We start from the raw sequence: 25,995 nt of genomic DNA on the forward strand, positions 1-25,995 counted from the left end.
CTTCATGATCGACGATCTGCACGGGCGCAGTGTCGTCGCGGACACCCACAACGACCTGCTGGACGCCATCGTCCACCGCCCGGTCGAGCGGTGGGTGCCGCACTTCCGCGAACGGTGGCTGCCGCAACTCCGGCAGGGCGGGGTGAACCTGCAGGTGCTGCCGGTGTTCATCGACGACCTGTTCCGGCCGGAAGGCGCGCTCAGGCAGACGCTGCGGATGATCGAGGCAGCGCACCGCATCGCCGAGGCCAGCCCGGAGACCAGGCTCTGCCTCGACGGCACCGACATCGACCAGGCGCTGGCCGGCGACCAGATCGCGCTCGTGCTCGCGCTGGAGAGCGCACCGGGCGTCGGCGAGGACGTGGAGCTCCTCGAGACCCTGTACCGGCTAGGCGTGCGGATCGCGTCCCTCGCCCACTTCGGCCGCACCGCGCTGGCCGACGGCAGCGGCGAGGACGCCACCGGCAGCAGGCTGACCAGGGCCGGCGTCGCCGCGCACGCCGAGATGGAACGCCTCGGCATGATCTTCGACGTCAGCCACCTGAGCATGGCGGGCGTCGACCACGTGCTGGAGCTCTCGTCCCGTCCGGTGATGGCGACGCACTCGTCGGCACGGGCGTTGCGCGACCACCACCGCAACCTCACCGATGAGCAACTGCGGGGCATCGCGGCCAACGGCGGCGTGGTGTGCGTGAACTTCTTCGCGCCGTTCCTGCACGAGTCCGACTTCACGATCGACCGCCTGGCCGACCACATCGAGCACATCGCGGGCGTCATGGGAGTGCGCCACGTCGGCCTCGGCCCGGACTTCGTCAAGGAGGTCCTCGAGGACGTCACGCCGCCGTGCTGCGAGGCGCAGTTGATCGAGGGCGTCCCGACCGACCGGTTCCTGCCAGGGTTGGAGGGACCGGCGGGACTGCCGCTGGTGACCGAGGCACTGCAGAAGAGGGGCTGGCCGGAGGACGACATCGTCCGCGTTCTCGGCCTGAACGTGCTCGACCTGTTCCGTTCCGAACTGAGGGGATCGCATCGTGACCACCATTGAGGACCTGTACGGCCACGCGCTGCCGGAACAGCCCGCCATCTCGCCCGATGGGTCCGAGGTCGTCTACGTCCTGCGCACGACCGACCGCGAGAACGACCGCGACGAACGCGCGCTCTGGCGGATCTCGAACGGCACGGCGAAGCAGCTCACCAGGGGCAAGGCCGACTCGGCACCGGCGTGGTCGCCGAACGGCGGCACGATCGCGTTTCTACGCGCCCAGGACGGCCCGGCCCAGGTCTGGCTGCTGGACGGCGAGCCGGAGCAGCTCACGACGCTGCCGCTCGGCGCCGGTGCCCCGGTCTGGAGCGCCGACGGCACGAAGCTCGCGTTCTCGGCGCCCGTGGACATCGCGGACGCGACCGCGCCGATCGTCACGAGCCGCCTCGACCACAAGTCCGACGGGTCCGGTTACCTGCGCAGCGTCCGCGCCCACCTGCACGTCCTCGACCTGGAGACCCGCGAGGTGCGGCAGCTGACCAGCGGCGACTGGCACGCGAGCGCTCCCGCGTGGTCACCGGACGGCACGAAGCTCGCCTTCACGGCCGCCCGCGACGAGGACGCCGACCTGACCTTCCGCGTGCCGGTGCACGTCGTCGACGTCGACGGCACCTCGGAACCGAAGGTCGCCGGACTCGCCGAAGGGCAGGCCGCGACGGTCACGTGGACCGAGGCCGGGCTGCTCGTGACCGGCCGCACGACCGCGGATGCCGGGCACCTCGACCTCCTGCACCTGACGCTGGACGGCGAGGTGCGCACTCTGTCCGCGTCGCTCGACCGCAACGTCATGCCCGGCATGGCGGGCTATCCCGGCGGACTGCCGGCCCAGCACGGGAACACGGTGCTGTTCTGCGCCCGCGATCGAGGCTGCACCCAGCTCTACGCCGTGGACCTGGAAACCGGCGACGGGCCGCGCCTGGTCCTGGGCGGGGATTCCCGTGTCGTGGCAGGGCTTTCCGTCGCCGGAGACACCGCGGCCGTCGTCCTGAGCACCCCGGCCTCCTACGGCGAGGTCGCCACCGTCGACCTGACCACGGGCCAGGTCACCGTCCACACCGGACACAGCAAGGCCGAGCCGTTCGTCCGCGAGGAACGCGAGTTCACGATCTCGGACGGCACCGTCGTGCACGGCTGGCTGGTCCGCGACCCCGCACGCACAGGCCCGTCGCCGCTGCTGCTGGACATCCACGGCGGCCCGCACAACGCGTGGAACGGCACCGCCGACCCGGTCCACCTCTACCACCAGGTGCTGGCGGAGCAGGGCTGGGCGGTGCTGCTCCTCAACCCGCGCGGCAGTGACGGCTACGGCGAGGCCTTCTACAAAGCCGCGCTCGGCGCGTGGGGCAAGTCCGACGCCAAGGACTTCCTCGAACCGATCGACCAGCTGGTGGCCGAGGGGCTCGCCGATCCGGCGAAGCTCGCCGTCACCGGCTACAGCTACGGCGGCTACATGACCTGCTACCTGACCAGCCGCGACACCAGGTTCGCCGCCGCTGTCGCGGGCGGTGTCGTCAGCGATCTGACCAGCATGGCGGGCACGTCCGACGGTGGCCACTACCTGACCGAGCTGGAACTGGGCGGCGCGGGCGAGCACATCGCCGCACTCTCCCCGCTGACGCGCGTGGCCGACGTCCGCACGCCCACCCTGGTCTACCAGGGCGCCGCCGACGACCGGTGCCCAGTGGGCCAGGCCGAGCAGTGGTTCACCGCGCTGCGCCGCAACGGCGTGCCGGTCGAGCTGGTGCTCTACCCCGACGAGTCGCACCTGTTCATCATCAGCGGCAAGCCGTCGCACCGCGAGGACTTCAACCGCCGCGTCGTCGACTGGGTGCGCGAGCACGCGGAGGGCCGCAAGCCGCTCGACCAGAAGCATTGGCAGCGCAGGCTTTCCGCGCTCGCGAAGAAGCATGACCTGCCCGGTGCCGCGCTCGGCATCCTGTACCAGGGCGAGACGGTCCTCGCGCACCACGGCGTGCTGAACCTGTCGACCGGGGTCGACGTCACCGACGACACGATCTTCCAAATCGGCTCGATGGGCAAGGTGTTCACGACGACCGTCGTGATGCGGCTCGTCGACGAGGGCCTGCTCGACCTCGACGCGCCGATCGTCGACGTGCTGCCCGAACTGAAGCTCTCCGACCCGGTGGTCGAGCAGAAGGTGACCATGCGGCACCTCCTCACGCACACCAGCGGCATCGACGGTGACAACTTCACCGACACCGGCCGCGGCGACGACTGCCTGGAGCGCTACACCGAACTGCTCGCCGAAGCCGCCCAGAACCACCCGCTCGGCGCGACGTTCTCCTACAGCAACGCCGGTTTCGTCCTCGCCGGGCGCGTGATCGAGAAGCTCACCGGCAAGACGTGGGACGTCGCGATGCGGGAGAAGCTCTTCGCCCCGCTCGGACTCACCCGCACCGGCACGCTGCCGGAGGAGGCGCTGCTGCACCGCGCCGCCGTCGGCCACGTCACCAGGGACGAGAAGCTCGAAACCGTGCCGGTGTGGATGCTGCCGCGCTCCGTCGGCCCGGCCGGAACGATCTTCGGCAGCACCGAGGACGTGCTCAAGTTCGCGGCGATGCACCTGAACGGCGGCGAGGCGCAGGACGGCACGCGGGTGTTGTCGGAGGAGTCGGCCGCCGCGATGACCGAGAAGCAGACCGACGTGCCCGACCCGGAGGCACTGGGCGACTCGTGGGGCATCGGCTGGATCCGGTTCGACTGGGACGGGCAGCGGCTGATCGGCCACGACGGCAACACCATCGGGCAGTCCGCGTTCCTGCGCGTCCTTCCCGAGCACGACCTCGCGGTCACGTTGCTGACCAACGGCGACACCGCCCGCGAGGTGTACCTGGAGCTGTACAAGGAGATCTTCGCCGAGCTGGCGGACCTCGACATGCCGATGCCGCGGGTGCCGGCCGCCGAACCGCCTGCCGTGGACAACGCCCTCTACCTCGGCAGGTACGAGCGGGCCTCCATGATCCTCGACATCGTCGAGGGAGAGAACGGGCTGCAGCTGGACCTGACGCCCACCGGTCCGATGGCCGACATGTTCCCCAAGCCGCCCCTGGTGGATCTCGTCCCGGCCGGCGACGGGCGTTTCCTCTACCTGTGGCCGGACTCCAGGAGCTGGTCCTCCCTGGTGTTCTACTCGCTGCCCACCGGGGAGCAGTACGTGCACATGGGTGTCCGCGCCACGCCGAAGGTGTCCTGATGAACCTCCTGAACGACATCGAGCGGCTCGTGTCCTGCGAGTCGCCGTCCACCGACCTGGCGGCGGTGGCCCGCAGCGCGGAGGTCACCGCCGAGGTGGGTGCCGCACTGCTCGGCTCGGAACCGGAACGGATCGTGGTCGACGGCCGCACCCATCTGCGGTGGCGGCTGGGTTCGGGGCCGCGCAAGGTGTTGCTGCTCGGCCACCACGACACGGTGTGGCCGATCGGGACGCTGGAACGGATTCCGTTCAGCGTGCAGGACGGCGTGCTGCGCGGGCCCGGCTGCTTCGACATGAAGACCGGTGTCGCGATGATCTTCCACGCCGTCGCGGCGCTGGGTTCTCCCGACGGCGTCACGGTTCTCGTGACCGGCGACGAGGAGATCGGCTCGCCGTCGTCGCGCGGCCTGATCGAGACCGAGGCGGTGGAGCACGCGGCCGTCCTCGTCTGCGAGGGCTCCGCGGACGGCGGCGCGTTGAAGACAGAGCGCAAGGGCACGTCGATGTACGAGGTGACGCTGCACGGCCGTGCCTCGCACGCCGGGCTCGAACCCGAGCGCGGCGTGAACGCCACGATCGAGGCAGCGCATCAGATCCTGGCGGTCACGCAGCTGGCCGACGACGTGACCGGCACGACCGTGGTGCCGACCGTGCTCTCGTCCGGCACGACGACGAACACCGTTCCCGCGCAAGGGAAGTTCATGGTGGACGTGCGCGTGCGGAACCTCGCCGAGCAGCTCCGGGTCGACGACGACATGAAGACACTGCGTCCGGTGCTCGACGGTGCGAAGGTCGAGGTCGACGGCGGCCCGAACCGGCCGCCGATGGAGCTCTCCGCGTCCTCCGCGTTGTTCGAACTGGCGTCCGGGCTCCTCCCGGGGATCACGCAGGCCGCGGTCGGGGGCGCGTCCGACGGCAACTTCACCGCGGGTGCAGGAGTTCCGACGCTCGACGGACTCGGTGCCGTCGGTGGCGGGGCGCACGCCGAGCACGAGCACGTGCTGGTGTCGGAGCTCGTTCCGCGCACGCAGCTGCTCGCGGCCCTCGTGAGGGAGTTGACATGATGTTGGTGGCACAGAACGTCGTCGTCCGCCAGCTCACCGAGCACACCGAACTCGTTGCCACCCAGCGGTTGTACGAGTCGATCTGGCGGTCGAACGGCAACACTCCGCCGGTCACCGCGGAGCTGCTGCGGGCGATGACCAAGGCGGGCAGCTACGTCGCGGGCGCGTTCGACGGCGAAGACCTGATCGGCGCGTGCATCGGTTTCTGCTCGCCGCCGAACGAGGGCGCCCTGCACAGCCACATCGCCGGGGTGGCGGCGGACGCGCGAGGACGCAACGTCGGCTACGTGTTGAAGCTGCACCAACGGACGTGGGCGCTGGAACGGGGGCTGCGCGAGGTCACCTGGACGTTCGACCCGCTGGTGCGCCGCAACGCCTACTTCAACCTGGGCAAGCTCGGCGCGGACGCGATCGAGTACCTGCCGGACTTCTACGGCCTGATGCACGACGACATCAACGCTGGCGGTGAGAGCGACCGGCTGCTGGTCAGCTGGCGGGTCGAGGCCCCGGGGGTCGTCGCCGCCTGTGCCGGTCAGCCGCGGGTCGTCAGCGCCACGGGTGCGGTCGCCCTGGGGATCTCCGAGGGCGGACTGCCCGTGCGAGGCACGTCCACGGGCACCACCGTGCTGGTCGCCGTACCTCCGGACATCGAGGCGCTGCGGGTCACGAACCCGGCCGCGGCCACCGAGTGGCGTCACGCCGTGCGGGAGGTGCTCGGCGGCCTGCTCGCGAGCGGTGCCCGCGTCACCGGGTTCGACAGGTCCGGCTGGTACGTAGTGGAAAGGAACAATTCGTGAAGCTGACCGGGGTGGAGATCCGCTGGATCGAGATGCCGCTGAAGTCGCCGTTCCGCACCTCGTTCGGCACGCAGACCGTGCGGCAGTTGCTGCTGCTGCGCGCCGTCACGGACGAGGGTGAGGGCTGGGGCGAGTGCGGTGCCCTGGTCGATCCGGTGTACTCGCCGGAGTACGTCGAGGGCTGCGCGGACGTGCTGCGGCGGTTCTTCGTCCCCGCGCTGACCGGGCCGGTCGACGGCATCTCCGTCGCACCCCGGCTGGCGAAGTTCCACGGCCACCGGATGGCCAAGGCCGCCCTGGAGATGGCCGTGCTCGACGCCGAACTACGTGCTCGCGGGGTGTCGTTCGGCCGTGAGCTGGGCGCGGTCCGCGATCGCGTGCCGTGCGGGGTGTCAGTCGGGATCATGAACTCGATCCCGGAGCTGCTCGATGCCGTCGGCGGTTACCTCGACGAGGGCTACGAGCGGATCAAGCTGAAGATCGAGCCCGGCTGGGACGTCGAACCCGTGCGGGCCGTGCGCGAACGGTTCGGTGACGACGTGCTGCTGCAGGTCGACGCGAACACCGCGTACACGCTGGGCGACGCCCGGCACCTCGCGAAGCTCGACCCGTTCGACCTGCTGCTGATCGAGCAGCCGCTGGCCGAGGAGGAGCTGCTCGCCCACGCCGAGCTCGCCAAGGTCGTGCGGACGCCGATCTGCCTCGACGAGTCGATCACGTCGGCGTCGTCGGCCGCCGACGCGATCAGGCTCGGCGCCTGCCAGATCGTCAACATCAAGCCCAGCAGGGTCGGCGGCTACCTGGAGGCGCGGCGCATCCACGACGTCTGCGCGGCGCACAACGTCGCGGTCTGGGTCGGTGGGATGCTCGAGACCGGCATCGGCAGGGCCGCGAACGTGGCGCTGGCGGCGTTGCCCGGCTGCACGCTGCCCGGCGACACCTCGGCGTCCGGTCGCTACTACCGGATGGACATCACCGAGCCGTTCGTGCTGGACGACGGTCACCTGACCGTGCCGACCGGTCCGGGCCTGGGTGTGACGCCGTTGCCGGACGCTTTGGACGCGGTCACGGTGAAGACGGAGTGGATTCCTCTGTAGACGGTAGGCAAGGTGGTGGCATGAGCTCGCGAACAGGCCTCACCCGCGTGCTGGACGACCTGGGCGCCACGCTGATCGACCTCGTGCGTGGTGATCCGGGCCGTGCCACCGACATCGGCGGCGTGGTGATCCACGACCCGGACGACGACCAGGTGCTGCCGCCGTCCGCGCTGGTGCTGGGCGTCGGCGTGCGCGAACCCGCGCCCCTCCTGGCCCTGCTGGGCGAGGAGGGGGCGGCCGCGCTGGTCGTGCGCGGCCCGATCGTCCTCACCGCGGAACTCTCCGAGGCCGTCGACGGCTCCGGCGTGGCGTTGCTCGGCCTGGCGCCGGGCGCGTCGTGGACCCAGCTCGCCGCGATGCTGCGGTCCCTGCTGGCGGAGGGCGAGGTCGACCCGTCCGAAACTCTCGGCGGCCTGCCCGCCGGGGACCTGTTCGCGCTGGCCAACGCGGTGGCGTCGCTGATCAGCGCCCCGGTGACGATCGAGGACCGCAGCTCGCGCGTGCTCGCGTTCTCGGGGCGCCAGGACGAGGCCGACTCGTCGCGCGTCGAGACGATCCTGGGCAGGAAGGTGCCCGCGCGCTACACGCAGATGCTGGAGGCGCGCGGGGTGTTCCAGCAGCTCTACCGCAGCGACCAGCCCGTCTACATCGAGGGTCTGCCCGCCGACGACGGTTCGCTGTGCCTGCCCCGCCTCGCCGTGGCGGTGCGCGCGGGCGACGAGTTCCTCGGCTCGATCTGGGCCGCCGTCCGCGCGCCGCTGTCCCCGGACAGTTCCACCACCTTCGGCGACGCGGCCAAACTCGTGGCGTTGCACATGATGCGTCAGCGGGCGGGCGCCGACGTCGAACGGCGGCTGCGCGCGGACCTCGTCTCGACCGCGGTCGAGGGAGGCGCGGGCGCGGCGGAGGCGGTGCGGCGACTGGGCCTGGCCGATCAGGCGTGCGTGGTGCTGGCGCTGGCGCTCGCCCACTCGCACGGCGACGACCCGGCCGCGCACGCCCGGTTGCTGGCCGAACGCCAGCAGGTCGCCGACGCGCTCGCCATGCACCTGACGGCCGTGCACCCCCGCGCCGCCGCCGCGTTGATCGGCGACGTCGCCTACGCGATCCTGCCCGCGGAGTCGGACGACCGGGCCCTGCGGATCGCCACCGACTTCCGCAACCGCATCGGCAACCCCGTGCTGGTGGGCGTCGGCGAGGTGTCCGACGGCCTGAGTTTGTCGCGGTCGCGGGCCGGTGCCGACCTGGTGCTGCGGGTGTTGCGGGCCGGGCGCGCGTCCTGCTCGGTGGCGCGGGTGTCCGATGTGCACAGTGAGGGGTTACTGCTGGAGCTGTCGGACCTGATCGCCGAACGCGGTGACACGCTGACCGGTCCCGTCGCGCGGTTGATCGCGTACGACCGCAAGCACAGCGCGTGCCTGGTGGAGACGCTCGGCGCGTGGCTCGACGCCTTCGGTGACGTCGCTGCCGCGTCCGCCGCCGTTTTCGTGCATCCCAACACCTTCCGCTACCGGTTGCGGCGGCTCTCGGAGGTCGGGGAGATCGATCTCAGCGACCCGGACGCGCGGTTCGCGGCGATGCTGCAGCTCCGGCTGTGGCGGCCGGGTGGCGCCTAGGTGCCCTGAACCCGCACCCGCCCGAGCAGCCGGTCCACGAGGTCGGGCAGCTCCTGCGCCCCGGCGCCCTCCAGCCACAGCGCGATGCCGGTGCGGATCGTGGTCAGGAACGTCGCCGCCATCAGCCGGGCGGCCTCCTCGTCCGGTTCGCGCAGGACGAGAACGGCGGCCAGGTCGCGTTCGAGCCCGACCTGGTCGCCGGCCTGGCGTGCGAGCAGCGACGGGTGCCGGCGCAGCAGCCGGAGCTGGGCCATCCACTCCACGTCGGGCAGGGGCCGGACGCGGTAGAGCTCGGCCGTGGACGCGCGCAGCGCCTGCCAGGCGCCTTCGTCGGCCGGACGCGCCTCGACCATGGCGACCAGCGTCCTGAGCCGCTCGCGGTCGGCGTCCAGCACCGCGTCTTCCTTGCTGGTGAAGTAGTTGGAGAACGTCCTGCGGGAGACCCCGGCCGCGTCCGCGATGTCCTCGACCGTCACCCCGTCCAGCCCGTGCTCCATCGCGAGCCGCAGCGCCGCTCCGGCCAGCGACCGCCTGGTCACCGCCTTGTTGTGCTCGCGCCGCGTGGTGAGCGTCTCCATGCCGTTCAGCGTACCGGCGTAAGTTGCTCATTGCGCAACCTTGCACAACGCGCAAGAATTGCGGCGACGAAGGGGCGGGACGTGAAGATCGAGACGAAGGCGATGGCGCACCGGCAGGTGCTTGAGTCGCTGTCCGGACTGTTGCTCGCGCTGTTCGTGGCCATGGTCAGCTCCACGGTGGTGTCCACCGCGCTGCCGCGGATCATCGGCTCACTGAACGGCACGCAGACGCAGTACACCTGGGTGGTCACGGCCACCCTGCTCACGGCGACGGCCACCACCCCGCTCTGGGGCAGGCTCGCCGACCTGTTCAACAAGAAGACGCTGGTCCAGGCCGCGATCGTGATCTTCGTGATCGGCTCGCTGCTCGCCGGCCTCGCCCAGGACACCGGTCAGCTCATCGCCGCCCGCGCGTTCCAGGGCATCGGCGTCGGCGGCCTGCAGGCACTGGTGCAGGTCGTGATCGCCGCGATCATCCCGCCGCGCGAACGCGGCCGCTACAACGGCTACCTCGGCGCGGTCATGGCCGTCGCCACCGTCGGCGGCCCGCTGCTCGGCGGCCTCATCGTCGACGTGTCGTGGCTCGGCTGGCGCTGGTGCTTCTGGGTCGCCGTGCCGATCGCCGCGCTGGCGTTCGTCGTGCTGCAGGCGACACTGAAGCTGGAGACCGTGCGCCGGGAGAACGTGAAGATCGACTACCTGGGCGCCGCCCTGATCGCCGCCGGCGTGAGCGTGCTGCTGATCTGGGTCTCGTTCGTCGGCAACTCGTTCGACTGGATCTCGTGGCAGACCGGGGCCATGGCCGGCGGCGGCCTCGTGCTGCTGGGCGCGGCGATCGCCGTCGAACTCCGGGTCGAGCAACCCGTCGTGCCACTGCACATCGTCGTCCAGCGCACGCCCGCCCTGGCCATCATCGCGAGCCTCTCGGTGGGCATGGCGATGTTCGGCGGCGCGGTGTTCCTCGGCCAGTACTTCCAGATCGGCCGCGGCTACAGCCCGACCGAGGCCGGCCTGCTGACCATCCCGCTGATGGCGGGCGTGCTGGTGTCGTCCACGATCTCCGGCCGCATGATCAGCCGGTCCGGCAGGATCAAGCCGTACATCGTCTCGGGCACGATCACCCTGGTGCTCGGCTTCCTCGGCCTCGGCTTCGTCGACCACGCCACGCGCTGTGGATCATCGGTGTCGCGATGGCCGTCGTGGGCATCGGCGTCGGCATGACGATGCAGAACCTCGTACTGGCCGTGCAGAACAGCGTGCCGCTGAGCGAACTGGGCGCCGCGAGCGCGTCCGTCACGTTCTTCCGCTCACTGGGCGGCACGATCGGCGTGTCCGTGCTCGGCGCCGTCCTCGCCAACCGCGTGACGGCGGACCTCTCCACCGCGCTGCACGTGCCGGCGGGCCAGTCGACCGGCAGCACCAGCGCGCTGAACCTCGCCGCCCTGCCGCCCGAGGTGCAGACGATCGTGCACACCGTCTACGGCGACGCGACGGCGCACATCTTCCTGATCTCCGCCGCGGTCGGCGTCGTCGGCATCATCGCGGCCCTGCTGCTCAAGCCGATCACGTTGCGCACGACGATAGATCTCGAGAAGAAGGAAGCAGACTCAGCGGTCGCACGCTAGTGCCGCGACCGGCAACCTTCGCCGCGTCTTCGACGCTCAGCAGGGCGCCTCGCGGCACCGGCCCCACGCCCGAATCCAACCAGGATGAGGACGTGGGGCCGGCACCACGAAACACCCATCTGACCGCCGAATACGGGGCAAAGGCTGCCGGTCGCGGCACCAGCCGAGGAGCAACCATGAGCGCCGGCCTGAACAACGCCTTCGAGTCCACAGTGGACTGCTTCGGTCCCGCTCCCCGGCCGTCGTCGAGAACCATCATGGCCGGGATGGACGGCACCGACACCGCGATGCGCGCGGCAGCCGCCGCGTTCGGCCTGGCCCGCCGCCAGGAAGCCCACCTGGTCGTCACGTTCGTGGCGTGCCACTCCTCCCTGGCCGCACTGAGCCCGGCCGCTGCCTCGGTGTTCGAGCACGAGACGACGGCCCGGCTGCACGCCGAACTGAGCGACCAGGTCCGGTCGTTCGCCGAGGAGCTCGACGTGCCGGTGACGTTCGTGAAGGCGTTCGGCGACCCGTACACGGTGCTGCGCGACTCGGCGGACCAGTGCCAGGCCGACATGGTGGTCGTCGGGGCGTCGCAGCAGGCGGGGCACCGGTTCGCCGGGTCGGTGGCGACGCGGCTGATCAGGTCGGGGCACTGGCCGGTTCTCGTAGTGCCCTGACCTCATACTCCGGACGAGCCTAAGATCGGCTGGTGACCGCGAACCCTGCCGAAGTGAGCCTGACAAGCCGCGGTTCGGCGACGGTGCAGCGCGTGCTCGCCGGATTGTCGATCGCCGGTGTGGTCGCGTGCATGATCGTGCTCGCCTTCTCCGGCCAACCGTGGTGGGCGATCCTGTTGTGGGAGCTCGGCATGCTGTTCGTCGTGCTCATCATGCTGGCGATCTGGGGTACGGCCGGCGACTCCGCGAAGGAGACCGCCGCGTTGGCGGCGGCCGGGACGCAGGTACTCGGCGAGCTCACGGACAAGAGCCTGTACGACGCCGGCGACGACGTCTACTACGACCTCACGCTGTGGATTCCGTTGCCTCAAGGCGGGTTCTCGGTCACACACCGGTGCTCCCGCGCCGAGTGCTCCTCGCGTCGGCCCGGAGAGAAGATTCCCATGCTGGTCGACCCCGAGGTGCGCACCTGGGCCGTCTTTCACTGATCGTCGATCTACGATCGGCCGGTGACCCGAGGCCCGTACGAAGTCGACCTGGCGAACCGGCGTTCGGCTCAGGTCCGGCAGGTGCTCACCCACGGCACGATCCTGTGGGCGGTGCCGGCCTGTGTCCTGCTCCCCTTCTCCGGCCAGGCGTGGTGGGTGGTCCTCGTGGGGGAACTGCTCCTGGTGCTGCTCGTGATCTTCTGCGCGATGGCGTGGACCACCAGGCCCGAACCAGCGAGAACCGCTCTCACGTTGTTCAACACCGGGAAGCCGGTGATGAGCACCGTCCTCGGCGGCAAGGCGTGCGACGGCGGTGGCTACGAGCTCGCACTGTCGATCCGGTCGGACGCGCTCCACCTCAAGGCGAGTCACCGGTGCGACCACCCGAACTGCACCCGCACCGGCGGACGGCCGGGCTCGCAGATCCCCGTGCTGGTCGCCCCCGACGCCCGCACGTGGGGCGTGCTGCACTAAACGGCGGCGGTGGAGTCCCTCACCACCAACGTCGTCGCCAGCTCTATGTGCAACGCCTCCGGCTGATGCCCGTCCAGCACGCGCATCAGCTGCGTGACGGCGATCCTTCCCATCTCCTGCAACGGTTGCCGCACCGTCGTGAGGCCTGGGTTGGTCGCCTCGGCCAGGTCGATGTCGTCGAACCCGGCCACGGACAGGTCTTCCGGCACGCGCAGCCCTCGTTCCCGTGCGGCCTGCAACGTGCCGACGGCGACCTTGTCGTTGAAGCAGACGATGGCGGTGGGGCGGGGTTCCAGGTCGAGCAACTCCGCCGCGGCGCGCTTGCCATGCGCGACAGTGGGTTCGACGTGCCGTAGCCGGTCCGGTGTCAGCAGAACGCCCGCCTTGGCCAGCGCCGCACGGTGGCCCGCCAGGCGCGCGTCGCCGGCCAGCCACTCCTCCGGCCCGGCTATCACGGCGATGTCGCGGTGGCCGAGGCCGATCAGGTGGTCCGCGACGGCCCGCGCCCCGGACGAGTGCGCGGCCGAGATCGCGGCGATGTCCGGCGGTGGCGGGGTGCGAGGGTCGACCACGACGAACGGGAAGCCCGACTCGGACAGGGCGACCAGTTCGTCCCCCTCCTCCGGCGGCAGGATGAGGATCGCGGCGTCGAGGCCGGCCTCGCGCGGCAACGCCTTGAGCGCGTCGCTGTGCTGGCCCGACTCCCCCGCGTCGAGCAGCAGGCGCAGGCCGTGCAGCTTCAGCGTCTCGGCGATCGAGGAGACGATCAGGCCGAAGTAGTCGGTGAGCACGTACGGGCACCGGACGTAGACGGTCCTGAGCCTCGTGGGTGTCTCCTGCCGGCGCCGTTCGATGGCCTGGAGCACCAGGTCACGGGTCCGCGGCGCCACGCTGACGTGATCGTTCAGCACGCGGGACACGGTCGCGATCGACACGCCCGTCTCCGCCGCGATGTCACGGAGACTCGCGCGCTGTTTCACGTGTTCGATCTTGCGTTCCACCAGGTCAATGTACCGGAAATCCTCCAGACCATTGACCCTCGCCACGCTCGGGTGTTTCATCCTGGAAGCTGATGTTTCACAGTGATGAATGGGTGTTACATGAGACGAACCACGATCGTCGCCCTGGTGATCGGTCTGGCCGCCGTGCCGACCGCCGAAGCGTCCAGCGCGCCTCAGGTGCGGGTGTGGGTGACCACGCCTGATCGTGCGGAGCTGATGCACGAACGGCCGCGCGTCACCTTCGGCACCGGCGAGTCGGCGCATCCGACGATCGTGGTCGACCCCGGCCGCCGCTACCAGGAGGTCGACGGCTTCGGCGCGTCCATCACGGACTCGTCCGCCGCGCTGCTCGCGGGTCTCGCCCCGGCCGTCCGCGCCGAGACCATGCGCAAGCTCTTCGACCCCGTGCACGGCATCGGTGTCAGCTTCCTGCGCCAGCCAGTCGGCTCGTCCGACTTCACGGCGGCGAAAGAGCACTACACCTACGACGACGTGCCGGCCGGGCAGACCGACTTCCCGCTGAGGCACTTCAGCATCCGGCACGACGAGGCGAAGATCCTTCCGTTGCTGCGTGAGGCGAAACGCCTCAACCCGCGGCTGAAGGTGATGGCCACGCCGTGGAGCCCGCCGGCGTGGATGAAGGACAACGACTCGCTGGTCGGCGGCAAGCTCAAGGACGACCCGAAGGTCTACGACGCCTACGCGCGTTACCTCGTGAAGTTCGTGCAGGCGTACGCGAAGGCCGGCGTGCCGGTCGACTTCCTGTCCGTGCAGAACGAACCGCAGAACCGCACGCCCGACGCCTACCCCGGCACGGACATGCCCGTCGCGGCGCAGATCGAGGTGATCGAGGCGCTCGGCCCGAAGCTCAAACTCGCCAGCCCGCGCACCAAGATCCTGGGCTACGACCACAACTGGGCCACGCATCCCAACGACGGCACGGCGGAAGCCGACTACCCGTACCAGATCCTGAACAGCAGGGCCGCGAAGTGGCTCGCCGGCACCGCGTACCACTGCTACTACGGCGACCCGAGCGCGCAGACCGCGTTGCGCGACGCCTTCCCGGACAAGGGGATCTGGTTCACCGAGTGCTCGGGTTCCAAGGGCGCCACCGACCCGCCCGCCAAGGTCTTCAGCGACACCCTGCGCTGGCACGCCCGCAACGTCGTCCTCGGCACCACCCGCAACTGGGCCCGCAGCGCGGTCAACTGGAACATCGCGCTGGACAGCACCGGCGGCCCGCACAACGGCGGCTGCGGCACGTGCACCGGCCTCGTCACCGTGCAGCCGGACGGGTCGGTCGTCACCGACGCCGAGTACTACACGATCGGCCACCTCTCGAAGTTCGTGCAGCCCGGCGCGCGCCGCATCGCCAGCACGTCGTTCGGCACCACCGGCTGGAACGGCCAGATCATGGATGCCGCGTTCCGCAACCCGGACGGTTCCACGGCCCTGGTGGTGCACAACCAGCACGACGACCCGCGTTCGTTCGCGGTCAACGTCGGCGACCGCACGTTCGAGTATACCCTGCCCGGTGGCGCGCTGGCGACGTTCACCTGGACGAGCCGGCTCCGCGGCAAGCTCGACGCCGTGTCGCTGAAGGGTGCCACCGCCTCTCCCGACGGCGCGCTCGCGATCGACGACGACGCGTCGACCCGCTGGTCCAGCGGCGCTGCCCAGGCTCCCGGTCAGTTCCTGCAGGTCGATCTGGGGCGGCGCAAGGACTTCCGCCGCGTGGCCGTGGACTCCGGCGGCAACCTCGGTGACTACGCCCGCGACTGGGAGCTCTCGGTCAGCAACGACGGCACGGCCTGGCGATCGATCGCGTCCGGTGCGGGCGTGGGCCAGCTGACGAACATCGACGTCCGCCGCACGAGCGCGCGGTACGTCCGCATCACGTCCACCGGTGCCGCGAGCAACTGGTGGAGCATCGCCGATTTCCGTTTGTACAACTGAAAACTGCTGTCGGGCGCCCAAACCCCTGCAAGGAGCGCTTATGTCAAAGGCGACAGAACGTTGGCGTGGCATCGCGATCGCAGCCGTCGTGGTGACGGCGGGAAGCACGCTCGTCTCCCCCGCCGCCACCGCGGCGACCAACGCGAGCGTGTGGCTGACCACCGGTGACAAGTCGAACGCACTGACCAAACAGGCGGACGTGACGTTCGGCTCGGGTGGCACCGGGCCGACGATCACCGTGAACCCGAACTCCACCCACCAGTCCATGGTGGGCTTCGGTGCGTCGTTCACGGACGCGGCGGCGTGGAACATCTTCAACTCGCCGCGCCGCAACGAGATCATGAACAACCTGTTCGACAAGAACAACGGCATCGGCATGAGCTTCATCCGCCAGCCGATCGGCGCGACCGACTTCTCCAGGAGCTTCTACACCTACAACGACGGCGCGGCGGACCCGTCGCTCTCGCGGTTCTCGATCGACCACGACAGGCCGTACATCCTGCCGCTGTTGCAACAGGCCAAGCAGCTCAACCCGCAGCTCGCCGTGATGGCGACGCCGTGGAGCGCCCCGGCGTGGATGAAGAACAACAACAACCTCATCCGGGGCTCGCTCAATGACAGCCGCATCGGGGTCTACGCCGACTACCTGGTCAAGTTCGCCCAGGCCTACAAGGCCGCGGGCATTCCGATCGACTACCTGAGCGTGCAGAACGAGCCGCTCTTCGAACCGCCGGGCTACCCCGGCATGTACATGTCGCCGCAGCAGCAGGTCAACGTCATCAACACCCTGGTGCCGAAGCTGCGGGCCGCCGGCGAGCAGGCCCGCCTGCTGGGCTACGACCACAACTGGGACAACGTCGACTACGCGCAGACCGTCAACAACGGCGCGGGCGGCAACGTGATCGGCTCCGCGTGGCACTGCTACGGCGGCAACCCGAGTGGCCAGTCCGTCGTGAAGAACAACCAGCCCGGCAAGGACATCTTCTTCACCGAGTGCTCCGGCACGAAGTCGGCCAACGACGCGGCGACGTTCCGCGACACATTGCGCTGGCAGGGCATCAACCTGGCGATCGGCGCCACGCGCAACCACGCGCGCAGCGTCGCGATCTGGAACATGGCGCTGGACCAGAACAACGGCCCGGTGATCGGCAGCTGCACCAACTGCACGGGCGTCGTCACGACCAGCGGTGGCAATGTCACGTACAACGCCGAGTACTACGTCCTCGGCCACCTGTCGAAGTTCGTGCAGCCCGGTGCCGTCCGCATCGACTCGACCGGCTACGGCGAGGGTGGCATCCAGAACGTCGCCTTCCGCAACCCGAACGGTCAGATCGTGCTCGTCGCGCTGAACTCGGGCGGCCAGCAGAACTTCCGCGTCTCCAACGGCGGCCAGACGTTCGGCTACACCATGCCTGCCGGCGCGATGGCGACGTTCACCTGGCCTGGCACGCTCGACCCCGGCGGCCGCACCGGCGCCATCACGGGCCTGGGCGGCAAGTGCCTCGACGTCACCGACGGCTCGACCGCGAACGGCACCCTGCCGCAGCTGTGGACCTGCTTCGGCGGCCCGAACCAGACGTGGACCCTGCAGGCGGACGGCACGGTGCGCGGCCTCGGCAAGTGCCTCGACGTGACCGGCAACGGAACGGCGGACGGTGCGGCGGTCCAGCTGTGGGACTGCTTCGGCGGTCCCAACCAGAGGTGGACGGCCTCCGGCGGCACCCTGGTGAACGCCGGCAGCGGCAAGTGCCTGGACGTGATCGGCAACAACACGGCCGACGGCGCGAAGCTGCAGATCTGGTCCTGCACGGGTGGGGCCAACCAGCGGTGGACCGTGCCCGCGTAGGCGAGCGGAAGGCCGGTGTCCGCAGCACCGGCCTTTCCCGTTCCGGCGCTTGGGGCCGGGTGGCACGGGTAACCGCGAGGCATGGACAACGAGAAACTCCGGCGCTTCGTCCTCGATCGGCTGACCGAGGACGAGCAGCGCCTGGCACGGGGCGAGTTGCCGCTGCTCGACGAGGCCGAGGGCCGGGGCAGGCTGCGCATCACGCGCTCCGACGACGGCGCCGGCCTGCTCCTGCTGCCCGGTCCGATCCAGGCGGCGGAGGAACGGAACCCCGTGCCGTTCCCAGAGAAGCTCACCCAGCTCCGGACCGAGGTCGAACGCAGCGACGACGAGGCGCTCCTGCGGCTGCTCGCCGCCGCCTACGACACCGACCACGACTGGCAGGAGGAATGGCGATGAGCACGCCGGAGCCCGACCGCGTGACGGCGGAGAGCGAACTCGAGGACGCCGACATCGGTGGCGAGCACACCAGGCCGACCTACGCCGACGAGAACCCCGGCGGCCCGCACCGGGGACGCGACGAGTCAGAGCCCCACGACGAGGGCGGCATGTAACGCCTTCAAGCGCGAGCCCGTACGACGGCCCGCGGAACCGGCACGAAGGAGGCGAAGTCGCGGTTGGCCTGCTCCCGCACCTGGTCCTGGCGCAGCACACGGTCCACCCAGCGAGCCACCGCGGCGGGCGACGGGCGCGGCTCACCACCGAGCCGCGCCGCCTCCACCAGTTCTCCCAGCTCGTCCTCGACCGCCATCGCCCAGCCGTTCTGCTCGTTCCACACCAGCGCCACATAGTGATCGGGGAAGTCGGGCAGGCGCCCGTCCAGCGCCACGTACGCACTGACGTGCGGCGTCAACTCGACGCACGAGCTGTCGCCGCGTAACCCGAGCTTGGAGACGACCTCACGGACGTAACGCTGGACATCGCGCGCCACTGAATCGTCGAAGTCGATGTCGAAGGGAAAGTCGAAGCCGAAGTCGATCGTCATGTCGCGATCCATGCCGTGCCTCCGTCAGCCGTACACCCCTGTTCTGCGCAGGTCGGATACCCGCGCGGGGTTCCGGACAAACGGCTTCTCAGAACGTTCGTACGGTGAGGTGCCGGTTCAGGCTCGCCACCAGTCGGCCCGCGTCGGCTCGCGGAACGCGTTCGTCCCGCAGTGCACCTCGCCGGCGCCCTTGTGCAGGAAGTCCCAGTCCTCGACCCACGTCACCGTGACGGGCGTGCTCCGCAGGGCCTGTTCGGTCCGGTGCTTGAACAGGTCGACCCCGGCGACCCGCGGCCCGTGCGGGTCGGGTGCGCCGAAGACGCCGCCGCCCAGTGAGATGCCGTTGGGAATGCCCGCCGTGTGCGCGACGAACACCGTGGCCGGTGCCCGGCCCGTCCGCATCCGGTCGCGCAGGTCCTCCACCTGCGCAGGGGTGACCTGGCCGGACGCGGTGAGCCCGGCCGCGTCCTCGGCTCTCGCATAACGTGCACGTCATGGACGCGCTCACATCGGCATCGCTCCTCGGACGGGACGACGAGATCCGTTGTCTCGACGGGATGCTCACGGCTGCCCGGGACGGGCGCGGGGGCGCACTGGTCCTGCGTGGCGAGGCGGGCATGGGCAAGAGCGCGCTGCTCGGCCACGTGCGGGAGTCGGCGGCCGGGTTCCGGGTGCTGGAGGCGTCCGGATCGGAGTTCGAGACCGAACTGCCGTTCGCGGCCCTGCATCAGCTGTGCGTTCCGTTGATGGACTCGCTGTCCGGGCAGCACCGGGAGGCGCTGGAGGTCGCGTTCGGGCTGGCGAGCGGGAAGCCGGACGTGCTGCGCATCGGTATGGCCACGCTGGAACTGCTCGGCGGCGGAGGTCCGTTGCTGTGCCTGCTGGACGACGCGCACTGGCTGGACGAAGCCTCCGCGCAGGTCTTCGCGTTCCTCGGGCGGCGGCTGGCCTCCGAACCGGTGGTGCTGGTGTTCGCCGCGCGCCGGCCGTGGGCGAGGTCGCGGCTGGACGAGTTGCCCGGCCTGGAACTGCGGGGCTTGGACGACGCCGAGGCCCGCGCGTTGCTGACGTCCGGTGCGGTCGCGGTGGTGGACGACAAGGTGCGCGAACGGCTGCTCGCCGAAGCGCGCGGGAACCCGTTGGCGCTGCTGGAGCTGCCCAAGGCGGGCGGGTTCGCACTGCCGGACGTGGCGTCGGTGCCGAACCGGATCGAGTGCAGCTTCCAGGAACGGGCCGGGCGTCTGCCGGCTGACGCGCGGTTGCTGCTGACCGTGGCCGGAGCCGAGCCGACCGGTGAGCCGCAGCTGTTGTGGGCCGCGGCGGCCGAACTCGGCATCGACGTGGCGTCCGCCTGGGTGGAGGCCGAGGCGTCCGGGCTGGTCAGCATCTCGGCGCGGGTGCGGTTCTGCCATCCGCTCGCGCGCTCGGCCGTGTACCTGGCGGCTTCCCCCGCGCAACGGCAGGCGGTGCACCTCGCGCTGGCCTCCGCCACCGATCCGCTCACCGATCCCGACCGGCGGGTCTGGCATCGCGCGCAGGCCGGCACCGGGCCGGACGACTCGCTGGCGGCGGAGCTGGAGCGGTCCGCCGACCGTGCCCGCTCGCGCGGTGGAGTGGCTGCCGCGGCGGCGTTCCTGGAGCGCGCGGCGGCGTTGTCGCTCTCCGCCGGACTGCGGGCCGAGCGCACATTGGCCGCGGCCCAGGCCAAGCTCGACGCGGGCGCGGTGGACGTGGCGGCCGAGCTGCTCACGACCTTCCCCGCCGATGACTCGCGAGCGGACCTGCTGCGTGGGCGGATCGCCTTCGTGCGCAACAAAACGAACGACGGGCCGTCGTTCGTGCTGAGCGCGGCTCGGCGGATGACCGGTGCCGCCGCTCGTCACGGTGTGCTGGACGCGTTGGAGATCGCGCTCGCGTTCGGGCGGCCCAGTGGCGTGCTGGACGCCGTGGTGCAGGAGGCTCGCGGGCTCGATCGTGGCTCGGATGCGTTGGAGGCGTTGGTGCTTCTCGCGGACGAGGGGCATGAGGCCGCCGTTCCGTTGCTGCGGCGGGTTTTCTCCGGCGACGACCAGGTGTGGACGCCGCATCCCGCGCTGGCGACGATGCTGGCGGGTGAGCTGTGGGACACCGAGGTGCATTCGTCGGTGACCGGCTGGCTGATGAAGACCGGGCAGCAGGCGGGATCGCCGTTCGTGCTGCGGCTCGGGCTCGCCCAGCTGGCGGTCGGGGCGGTGATCACCGGCGAGTTCGGCAAGGCCGTGTCCGCCATCGCGGAGGAAGAGGCGATCGCCGATGCCCTGGGGATGCCGCCACTTCGCTACTCGCGACTGCACCTGGCGGCGTTCCGCGGGCAGGAGCAGGAGGTGCTGGCCGAGACCGAGCACTCGTTGCGGGAGGCTTCTCGACAGGCAGGGTGCCTGATCGCGAACACGCACTGGGCGTCCGCCGTACTGCACAACGGTCTCGGCGACTACCCGGTGGCTCTGGCCGCTGCTCGCGAGGCGGTCGCGCCGGGCGACCTCTACCTCGCCGGGATGGCGTTGCCCGAGCTGATCGAGGCGGCGGTGCGGTGCGGCGAGTCCGCTGTGGCCGCGGAGGCGTTGGAGGACCTGGTTTCCCGCACCTCGCCCTGCGAGACCACGTGGGCCGCCGGTGTCGCGGCTTACGCGCACGCTCTCGTCACGGGCGAGGAAGAGTCGTTCGTGACCGCGTTGCGGCAACTGGGGTCGAGCACGGCCCGGCCTCATCTCGCGCGCGCCCACCTGGTGTACGGCGAGTGGTTGCGCCGCGCCGGCCGCCGGGTCGACGCCCGCACGCAACTGCGCACCGCGCACGACCTGTTGTCGTCGATCGGGATGGAGGCCTTCGCTGCCCGTGCGGCGCTGGAGCTGCAGGCCACCGGCGAGGTCGCGCGGAGCCGTTCCGCCCAGGCCACCGACGAGCTGACCATGCAGGAGACGCACATCGCGCGGCTGGTGGCGACCGGGGCCACGTCGAAGGAGGTCGCCGCGCGGCTGTTCCTGAGCCCGCGCACGGTCGATGCCCACCTGCGCAACATCTTCCGCAAGGTGGGCATCAACTCGCGCCGTCAGCTCAAGGACGTCTTCAGCTCGGCATGATCCCGAGCTGCTGAGCCGCCCAGAGGCCGTCCGCGTTGAGCCAGTACTCGGCGATCCTGCCGTTGTCGACGCGGAGGATGTCCGTGCCGTGGAACGAGACCGCGCCGGCTTCGGCGAACCAGCGCAGCACGTGGAACGGCTCCTGCGAGATCGGCCCCACCTCGACGGTGAACTTCAGTCCTGGCATGTTCTGGTGGGAGCCGCGCACCCACTCGACGAGTCCATCGCGTCCGGTGTGGTCCTGCGAGGGCCCGCCGGTCAGCGGGGCGACGTGCCAGACGAAATCCTCGTGGACGATGCCTTCTGCCTGGGCGAGGTCGCCGTTCCAGAAGTCGATCCAGGCCTGCGTGAGGTCGCTCATCACCTGTCTCCGTGCTGGCCGGGGGCAGCGCTGCCCGTGTACTCGCCGAGGTCGGACACGAGCTGCGTGAGCTCGGGGTCGCTGTCGTACCGCTTCTGGTGCAGGGCGGCGATCTTCGCGCCCATCTCGGGGTCCTCGTCGTCGGTGATGTCGAACGAGGCGAATTTGTCCACGAGCGGCAAGCCGACCCGGTCGGTGTTGCGGTGCGCAGGATGGATCAGGTACTCCCAGTACCCGTCGAGGTCCTCGATGACGAACGTGGCGCCCCACTCGTACTCGCCACCGAAATCACGACCGACCACAAAGGACTTGACGGACGGGATGACGCGCCCCTGGTTGCGCAGGCTCTCCAGCGCCTCCTCGACCTGCTCGGGCGAGGCGTCCTTGCGCAGCGTGAGGCGGTTGCCGTGGTAGATCATCGTTTCTTCTCCTTGTGTCCCAGGGCGAGAACCGCCCCTGCGATGGTGGTGACGACCCCGGTCCAGCCGAACGCGGCGGCGATGCCCGTCGCGTGGACGAGGGGTGCGATGACGAGCGGTGACAGGAACTGGCCGAGGAAGATGCCCGCGACCAGTCCACTCAGGACACGGCCGCGTTGTGCCGGTTCGGCCATGTCGGCGAGGCTCACGTTGAGGTTGGGAACCACCAGCCCCACTCCGAACCCGCCGATCAGCAGGCCCGCGGCGACCAGCACGACCCCGTCGGCGGCACCGATCACGAGCCAGCCGGCACCCAGCAAGGCGACGCTGATGGCGGTGATCTTCGTCGTGGTGAGTTTCGGGAAGACCAGGGCGCCGGCGACGCTGGTCAGGGTGCTGCCCGCGATGACGAAGCCGATCGTGGCGGGGCCGGCGTTCAGGTCGCGCAGCAGGAACGGCAGCTGCGTCGGCGCCATGTAGAAGACCAGGGTCGCGATCAGGGCCAGCAGGTAGATCCCGGCGGCCTTCCTCGGGAACGCCTCAGGTCCGGCGGTGTGCCGGCCGGTGCGTCGTTCGGCGGTGAGGCCGGTCGCCGCGGCCAGTGCGATCAGTGCCGCCACGCTGTAGAGCCAGAACGGCAGCCTCCAGTCGACTCCCGCCATAACGCCTGCCAGCGGCAGGAACACGACTCCGCCCAGGCTCGCCGCGGCCTGCTGGAAGCCCAGGAACCTGCCTCGTTCCGCGCCCTCGAACCAGTCGGTGATCAGTGCGCTGACCGCGGTCATGATGCCGCCGACCGCCAGGCCCAGCAGGGTTCTGGTGGCCAGGAGGACCGGCAGGCTGGTGACGAAGTAACCGGCCGTGCCCGCCACGGCGTAGAGGACGAGGCTGGCCGTGAGCAGCGGTTTACGCCCCGCGCGGTCGGCTGCGAGGCCCGCCAGCGGCGCGCTGACCGCGATGGCCAGCGAGGTGATGGTCAGGGCCAGGCGGACCAGGACCCCCTCGCCGTACACCTCGCCCATCGCGGGCAGGCTCGGCGCGATGATCGCCGCGGCCATGATCGTGAGAGTGGCGGAGGCCAGGACCACCGCCCGGGCCGTTCGCGTTGGTGCGGTTCGTGTTGTCACACCCCCAGGTTGGCGCCGGGGGTGGGTGGTTCGCGTCGGTAGTCGTTACGTAGATCGCGGAGGTACGTAGGAGTGCCGGACGCTCAGCGGGTCAGCTGCCCGGTGCCGACGGGTTTCACTGCGGAGATCACCCACTCCGGTTCGTCCTGCCACCGCCCCAGCAGCTCGGACGGCACCCAGCCGGAGCCCTGTGAGGTCTCCTCGGCGCTGCCGGTGAGGCGCAGCAACGCGACGCGGCCCTGCTCGCCGCGGATCTCGAAGAAGCGGGACTCCGCCGAGGCGATCCTGCGCGTGACGCGGTCGAGGCCGGTCCTGGTGAGCGGCAGGGTGATCAGCTTCCGCGGCTTGCTCGTGCGCAGCCACCGGCCGTCGCGCAGGTACATCTCCCACTGCTCGGAGCCATCTGCGGGGACCCGGACGAGCGAGTACGCGTTGTCGAGGTTCATGACCCCGCGCAGCCGCCAGAACATGGCGAAGTAGAGGTGACCGCTGATCGGCCGGGCGGCCCGGCGGGCGTTGCGGACGCGCAGGCGCGCGGCGAGGTCGTCACGTTCGGAGCTGTTGAGCGGCAGGGAGAACTCGTGCCGGGGCTTGAGCTTCGGCACGACGTCGTAGGCCGAGTCGAGGTCGAGCACGTCGGTCAGCCGGTGGAAGACCGCGTACCCGGCCGTCTCCTCCGCCCGCGCCCTCGTCCGCCAGCGCATGGTGAGGCGCGCCATCGTCTCGACGATGCTCGCCATGGACGTCTGCACGGCGGTCATGCGCGGTTCGCGGGTGGCCTGGGCGAGCAGCCTCGACGGCTGTGGCTCCGGCTCACCGGTGAAGGCGAGCTCGCCGAGCTCACCGTCCGGGTTGTCCACCACCTTGGTGACCGCGGCGACCGGCAGGCCGTCCACGAGGACGACGTGGTGGGAGCAGCCGCGGTCCCACTGCGCGTCGACCAGCCGTTTGACGTACGCCGCCTCGGTGAGGCTCAGCGCGATGTACTCCTCGTGCACGTCGTGGCCGAAGTCGATGCGGTGGAGCTTGTCGCTGGGCTCCCACGTCTCGTGCCCGGCGTACTCCTCCTCGACCTCGCCCTCCGGCCGGCGGATCAACCGGTCCACAGTGGTCAGGTCGAGCACGCCGAGGGCCTGCTTGAACGACGCGTAGTAGTTGTAGTCGGTCAGCTCCGACTCGTACGTCCGCGCGCGGATCGTCTTGACCATCTCGACCAGGAACCCGTTGGCGTGGCCGACGTTCGCGTCACGGGCCTGCCAGTCCGGTTCGGACGGAACGCGGCTCAGCAGATCCGACGGCTCCCAGCGCAGGTCGTGCGTGAAGGCTTCCTCGACCTCACCGGTCAGCCGCACGACGGCGAGCGGAAGCCGTTGTCCTTCAACGTGAACAACGACGTACCGGGCGTCCGGATCTTCTTCGCTGGCGCAGTAGTCCCCCATATCCGGGATACTCTACCGCTGGAACACCGTGCGAACGGCCACGGTGGCCCACGCGACCACCAGCGCGCCGTACAACACCACGGCCACTCCGGAGAACATCGCCGACGGTACCTGGGCCGCGAGTGCGCTCGTCCCGGTCACCAGCGTGCCGAGCGGGAACACGAAACTCCACCACGTCAACGCGAACGGCAGCCCGCGCCGCGCGGTCCGCACGGTGACGGCCGCCGCGAGCGCGACCCACAGCAGGGCAAAGCCCCACGTGATCGTGCCGTACAACACTCCGAACGCGGTCTGGCCCGGCACCACGTGCACGCCCGAGAGCAGGTTCGCCGCGGTGATCGACTGGCCCAGCGGCCCGAGCACGATCCACAGCGTCGGCACGGTCGAGGCCGCGCCCAGGCCGTGCTGCACCAGCCGCTGCCAGATCTGCGGCACGATCACCATCGTCGCGAACAGGCTGACGCCGAACAACGCGTAGCAGCCGAGCACCATGGCCTGCCGCGACGACCCTTCCGGCAGGTGCTGCGCCAGCAGGGCGCCGGAGGCGGCGGACACCATCGGCGGCACCACGGGCATCAGCCACCCGGCGAACGCGCGTTCGCCGCTGCCGATCATCCGCAACGGCACCAGCACCGACGTCGCCAGCCCGAGCACCGTGCCGATCGTCCACAGTGTCCAGTCGACGGCGAGTGCCGCGGGCAGCCCGATCCAGTCCTTCCCGAGCAGCAACGCTCCGGTGCCGACTGTCATCAACGCCATCGGCGGCGCGCCCCAGAACTGGGCCATCACGGGGTCGGCGAGCTGGGCGCGCACCGTCGTCCACGTCCAGCGCCGCAGGGCGGCGGCCACGAGGAAGGCCAGCAGCGCTGCGTCCAGCGCCCACACGTACGTGGCGGCGGTGTGCAGACCGGGCATCGCGGCACCGGCCGTGGCGACGATCCCCGTCCCCATCACGGACGCGAAGAGGTTCGGGCCGAAAGGCGCCGCTCGTCGCACCTCTGGGGCACGGTGTGGTCGAGGTGCGAGAGCGGTCACGACATGACAATCGTCGCGCCGGGCCTGCCTCGGTAGACACCAATCGCCGA

Annotated in this window: 23 protein-coding genes and 1 pseudogene; 15 read left to right on the forward strand and 9 right to left on the reverse strand. The window is 70.3% G+C overall.

Features of this window, described 5'->3' with window-relative positions; translation table 11 throughout:
- The first annotated feature begins 4 nt into the window (after positions 1 to 4).
- Genes IG04_RS0128615 through IG04_RS0128640 form a run of 6 tightly spaced genes read left to right on the forward strand, consistent with a single transcriptional unit; the run spans position 5 to position 8,830 of the window.
- Complete coding sequence (locus tag IG04_RS0128615; protein ID WP_030479837.1) at positions 5 to 1,045, forward strand: dipeptidase; 1,041 nt, start codon at positions 5 to 7, stop codon at positions 1,043 to 1,045.
- A complete protein-coding gene (locus IG04_RS0128620) occupies positions 1,032 to 4,256 on the forward strand; it encodes a serine hydrolase (RefSeq protein WP_245815975.1) in 3,225 nt (1,074 codons plus the stop codon). Before IG04_RS0128615 ends, IG04_RS0128620 begins: the two co-directional genes overlap by 14 nt.
- Positions 4,256 to 5,320, forward strand: a complete 1,065-nt coding sequence (locus IG04_RS0128625; RefSeq protein WP_030479839.1) for a M20 family metallopeptidase — start codon at positions 4,256 to 4,258, stop codon at positions 5,318 to 5,320. The genes IG04_RS0128620 and IG04_RS0128625 overlap by 1 nt, the downstream gene beginning before the upstream one ends.
- Entirely contained in the window at positions 5,317 to 6,117 is an 801-nt protein-coding gene (locus IG04_RS0128630) for a hypothetical protein (RefSeq protein ID WP_030479840.1), read from the forward strand. Before IG04_RS0128625 ends, IG04_RS0128630 begins: the two co-directional genes overlap by 4 nt.
- Complete coding sequence (menC, locus tag IG04_RS0128635; protein WP_030479841.1) at positions 6,114 to 7,214, forward strand: o-succinylbenzoate synthase; 1,101 nt, start codon at positions 6,114 to 6,116, stop codon at positions 7,212 to 7,214. The genes IG04_RS0128630 and menC overlap by 4 nt, the downstream gene beginning before the upstream one ends.
- A 20-nt stretch (positions 7,215 to 7,234) precedes the next feature.
- Positions 7,235 to 8,830, forward strand: a complete 1,596-nt coding sequence (locus tag IG04_RS0128640; protein ID WP_030479842.1) for a PucR family transcriptional regulator — start codon at positions 7,235 to 7,237, stop codon at positions 8,828 to 8,830.
- On the opposite strand, the gene IG04_RS0128645 is transcribed toward IG04_RS0128640, so the two are convergent.
- Complete coding sequence (locus IG04_RS0128645; RefSeq protein ID WP_030479843.1) at positions 8,827 to 9,408, reverse strand: TetR/AcrR family transcriptional regulator; 582 nt, start codon at positions 9,406 to 9,408, stop codon at positions 8,827 to 8,829. The genes IG04_RS0128640 and IG04_RS0128645 overlap by 4 nt on opposite strands.
- A 102-nt stretch (positions 9,409 to 9,510) precedes the next feature.
- Between IG04_RS0128645 and IG04_RS42970 the strand changes: the two are divergent.
- The 4 genes and pseudogenes from IG04_RS42970 to IG04_RS0128665 all read left to right on the forward strand — a co-directional run bounded on the left by IG04_RS42970 (position 9,511) and on the right by IG04_RS0128665 (position 12,657).
- Positions 9,511 to 11,033: pseudogene (locus IG04_RS42970) on the forward strand (MDR family MFS transporter).
- Between the two features lie 176 nt (positions 11,034 to 11,209).
- Positions 11,210 to 11,695, forward strand: coding sequence for a universal stress protein (locus IG04_RS0128655; RefSeq protein WP_030479844.1), 486 nt, complete (start codon positions 11,210 to 11,212; stop codon positions 11,693 to 11,695).
- A 32-nt stretch (positions 11,696 to 11,727) separates the two neighbouring features.
- Positions 11,728 to 12,183, forward strand: a complete 456-nt coding sequence (locus IG04_RS0128660) for a hypothetical protein (RefSeq protein WP_030479845.1) — start codon at positions 11,728 to 11,730, stop codon at positions 12,181 to 12,183.
- Between the two features lie 21 nt (positions 12,184 to 12,204).
- Positions 12,205 to 12,657, forward strand: a complete 453-nt coding sequence (locus IG04_RS0128665) for a hypothetical protein (RefSeq protein WP_030479846.1) — start codon at positions 12,205 to 12,207, stop codon at positions 12,655 to 12,657.
- Here IG04_RS0128665 and IG04_RS0128670 read toward each other — a convergent pair.
- A complete protein-coding gene (locus tag IG04_RS0128670) occupies positions 12,654 to 13,658 on the reverse strand; it encodes a LacI family DNA-binding transcriptional regulator (protein WP_211257833.1) in 1,005 nt (334 codons plus the stop codon). The genes IG04_RS0128665 and IG04_RS0128670 overlap by 4 nt on opposite strands.
- A 99-nt stretch (positions 13,659 to 13,757) precedes the next feature.
- Between IG04_RS0128670 and IG04_RS0128675 the strand changes: the two genes are divergently transcribed.
- From IG04_RS0128675 to IG04_RS47295, 4 genes are all read left to right on the forward strand, one after another.
- Complete coding sequence (locus IG04_RS0128675) at positions 13,758 to 15,614, forward strand: discoidin domain-containing protein (protein ID WP_030479848.1); 1,857 nt, start codon at positions 13,758 to 13,760, stop codon at positions 15,612 to 15,614.
- A gap of 40 nt (positions 15,615 to 15,654) precedes the next feature.
- Complete coding sequence (locus IG04_RS0128680) at positions 15,655 to 17,460, forward strand: ricin-type beta-trefoil lectin domain protein (protein WP_030479849.1); 1,806 nt, start codon at positions 15,655 to 15,657, stop codon at positions 17,458 to 17,460.
- An 81-nt stretch (positions 17,461 to 17,541) separates the two neighbouring features.
- Positions 17,542 to 17,859 (forward strand): hypothetical protein, encoded by a 318-nt coding sequence (locus IG04_RS0128685; protein WP_030479850.1) that lies wholly within the window; start codon positions 17,542 to 17,544, stop codon positions 17,857 to 17,859.
- The gene (locus IG04_RS47295; RefSeq protein ID WP_169746015.1) at positions 17,856 to 18,014 is read left to right on the forward strand and encodes a hypothetical protein; all 159 of its coding nucleotides are present in this window, start codon (positions 17,856 to 17,858) and stop codon (positions 18,012 to 18,014) included. The genes IG04_RS0128685 and IG04_RS47295 overlap by 4 nt, the downstream gene beginning before the upstream one ends.
- Positions 18,015 to 18,019: 5 nt before the next feature.
- On the opposite strand, the gene IG04_RS0128695 is transcribed toward IG04_RS47295, so the two are convergent.
- Both IG04_RS0128695 and IG04_RS0128700 read right to left on the reverse strand, forming a co-directional pair.
- Complete coding sequence (locus tag IG04_RS0128695) at positions 18,020 to 18,457, reverse strand: DUF6292 family protein (RefSeq protein ID WP_051770872.1); 438 nt, start codon at positions 18,455 to 18,457, stop codon at positions 18,020 to 18,022.
- Positions 18,458 to 18,562: 105 nt separating this feature from the next.
- Positions 18,563 to 18,868 (reverse strand): protein-arginine deiminase family protein, encoded by a 306-nt coding sequence (locus IG04_RS0128700; protein ID WP_030479852.1) that lies wholly within the window; start codon positions 18,866 to 18,868, stop codon positions 18,563 to 18,565.
- Between the two features lie 71 nt (positions 18,869 to 18,939).
- Here IG04_RS0128700 and IG04_RS0128705 point away from each other — a divergent pair, with 71 nt between their 5' ends.
- Positions 18,940 to 21,564, forward strand: coding sequence for a helix-turn-helix transcriptional regulator (locus tag IG04_RS0128705; RefSeq protein ID WP_030479853.1), 2,625 nt, complete (start codon positions 18,940 to 18,942; stop codon positions 21,562 to 21,564).
- Here the strand turns inward: IG04_RS0128705 and IG04_RS0128710 are convergent.
- From IG04_RS0128710 to IG04_RS0128730, 5 genes are all read right to left on the reverse strand, one after another.
- Positions 21,551 to 21,925, reverse strand: a complete 375-nt coding sequence (locus IG04_RS0128710; RefSeq protein ID WP_030479854.1) for an ester cyclase — start codon at positions 21,923 to 21,925, stop codon at positions 21,551 to 21,553. The genes IG04_RS0128705 and IG04_RS0128710 overlap by 14 nt on opposite strands.
- The gene (locus IG04_RS0128715; protein ID WP_030479855.1) at positions 21,925 to 22,344 is read right to left on the reverse strand and encodes a Dabb family protein; all 420 of its coding nucleotides are present in this window, start codon (positions 22,342 to 22,344) and stop codon (positions 21,925 to 21,927) included. The genes IG04_RS0128710 and IG04_RS0128715 overlap by 1 nt, the downstream gene beginning before the upstream one ends.
- Positions 22,341 to 23,402 (reverse strand): MFS transporter, encoded by a 1,062-nt coding sequence (locus IG04_RS0128720; protein WP_245815974.1) that lies wholly within the window; start codon positions 23,400 to 23,402, stop codon positions 22,341 to 22,343. Before IG04_RS0128720 ends, IG04_RS0128715 begins: the two co-directional genes overlap by 4 nt.
- 152 nt (positions 23,403 to 23,554) lie before the next feature.
- The gene (locus IG04_RS0128725; RefSeq protein WP_030479857.1) at positions 23,555 to 24,910 is read right to left on the reverse strand and encodes a hypothetical protein; all 1,356 of its coding nucleotides are present in this window, start codon (positions 24,908 to 24,910) and stop codon (positions 23,555 to 23,557) included.
- 12 nt (positions 24,911 to 24,922) lie between these two features.
- Positions 24,923 to 25,906 carry a TDT family transporter gene (locus tag IG04_RS0128730; RefSeq protein WP_245815973.1) on the reverse strand — a complete coding sequence of 328 codons (984 nt, stop codon included), beginning with the start codon at positions 25,904 to 25,906 and terminating at the stop codon, positions 24,923 to 24,925.
- Positions 25,907 to 25,995: the final 89 nt, after the last annotated feature.

Origin of the sequence: Lentzea albidocapillata (assembly GCF_000719115.1) — a bacterium.
GTDB classification, from domain to species: domain Bacteria; phylum Actinomycetota; class Actinomycetes; order Mycobacteriales; family Pseudonocardiaceae; genus Lentzea; species Lentzea albidocapillata.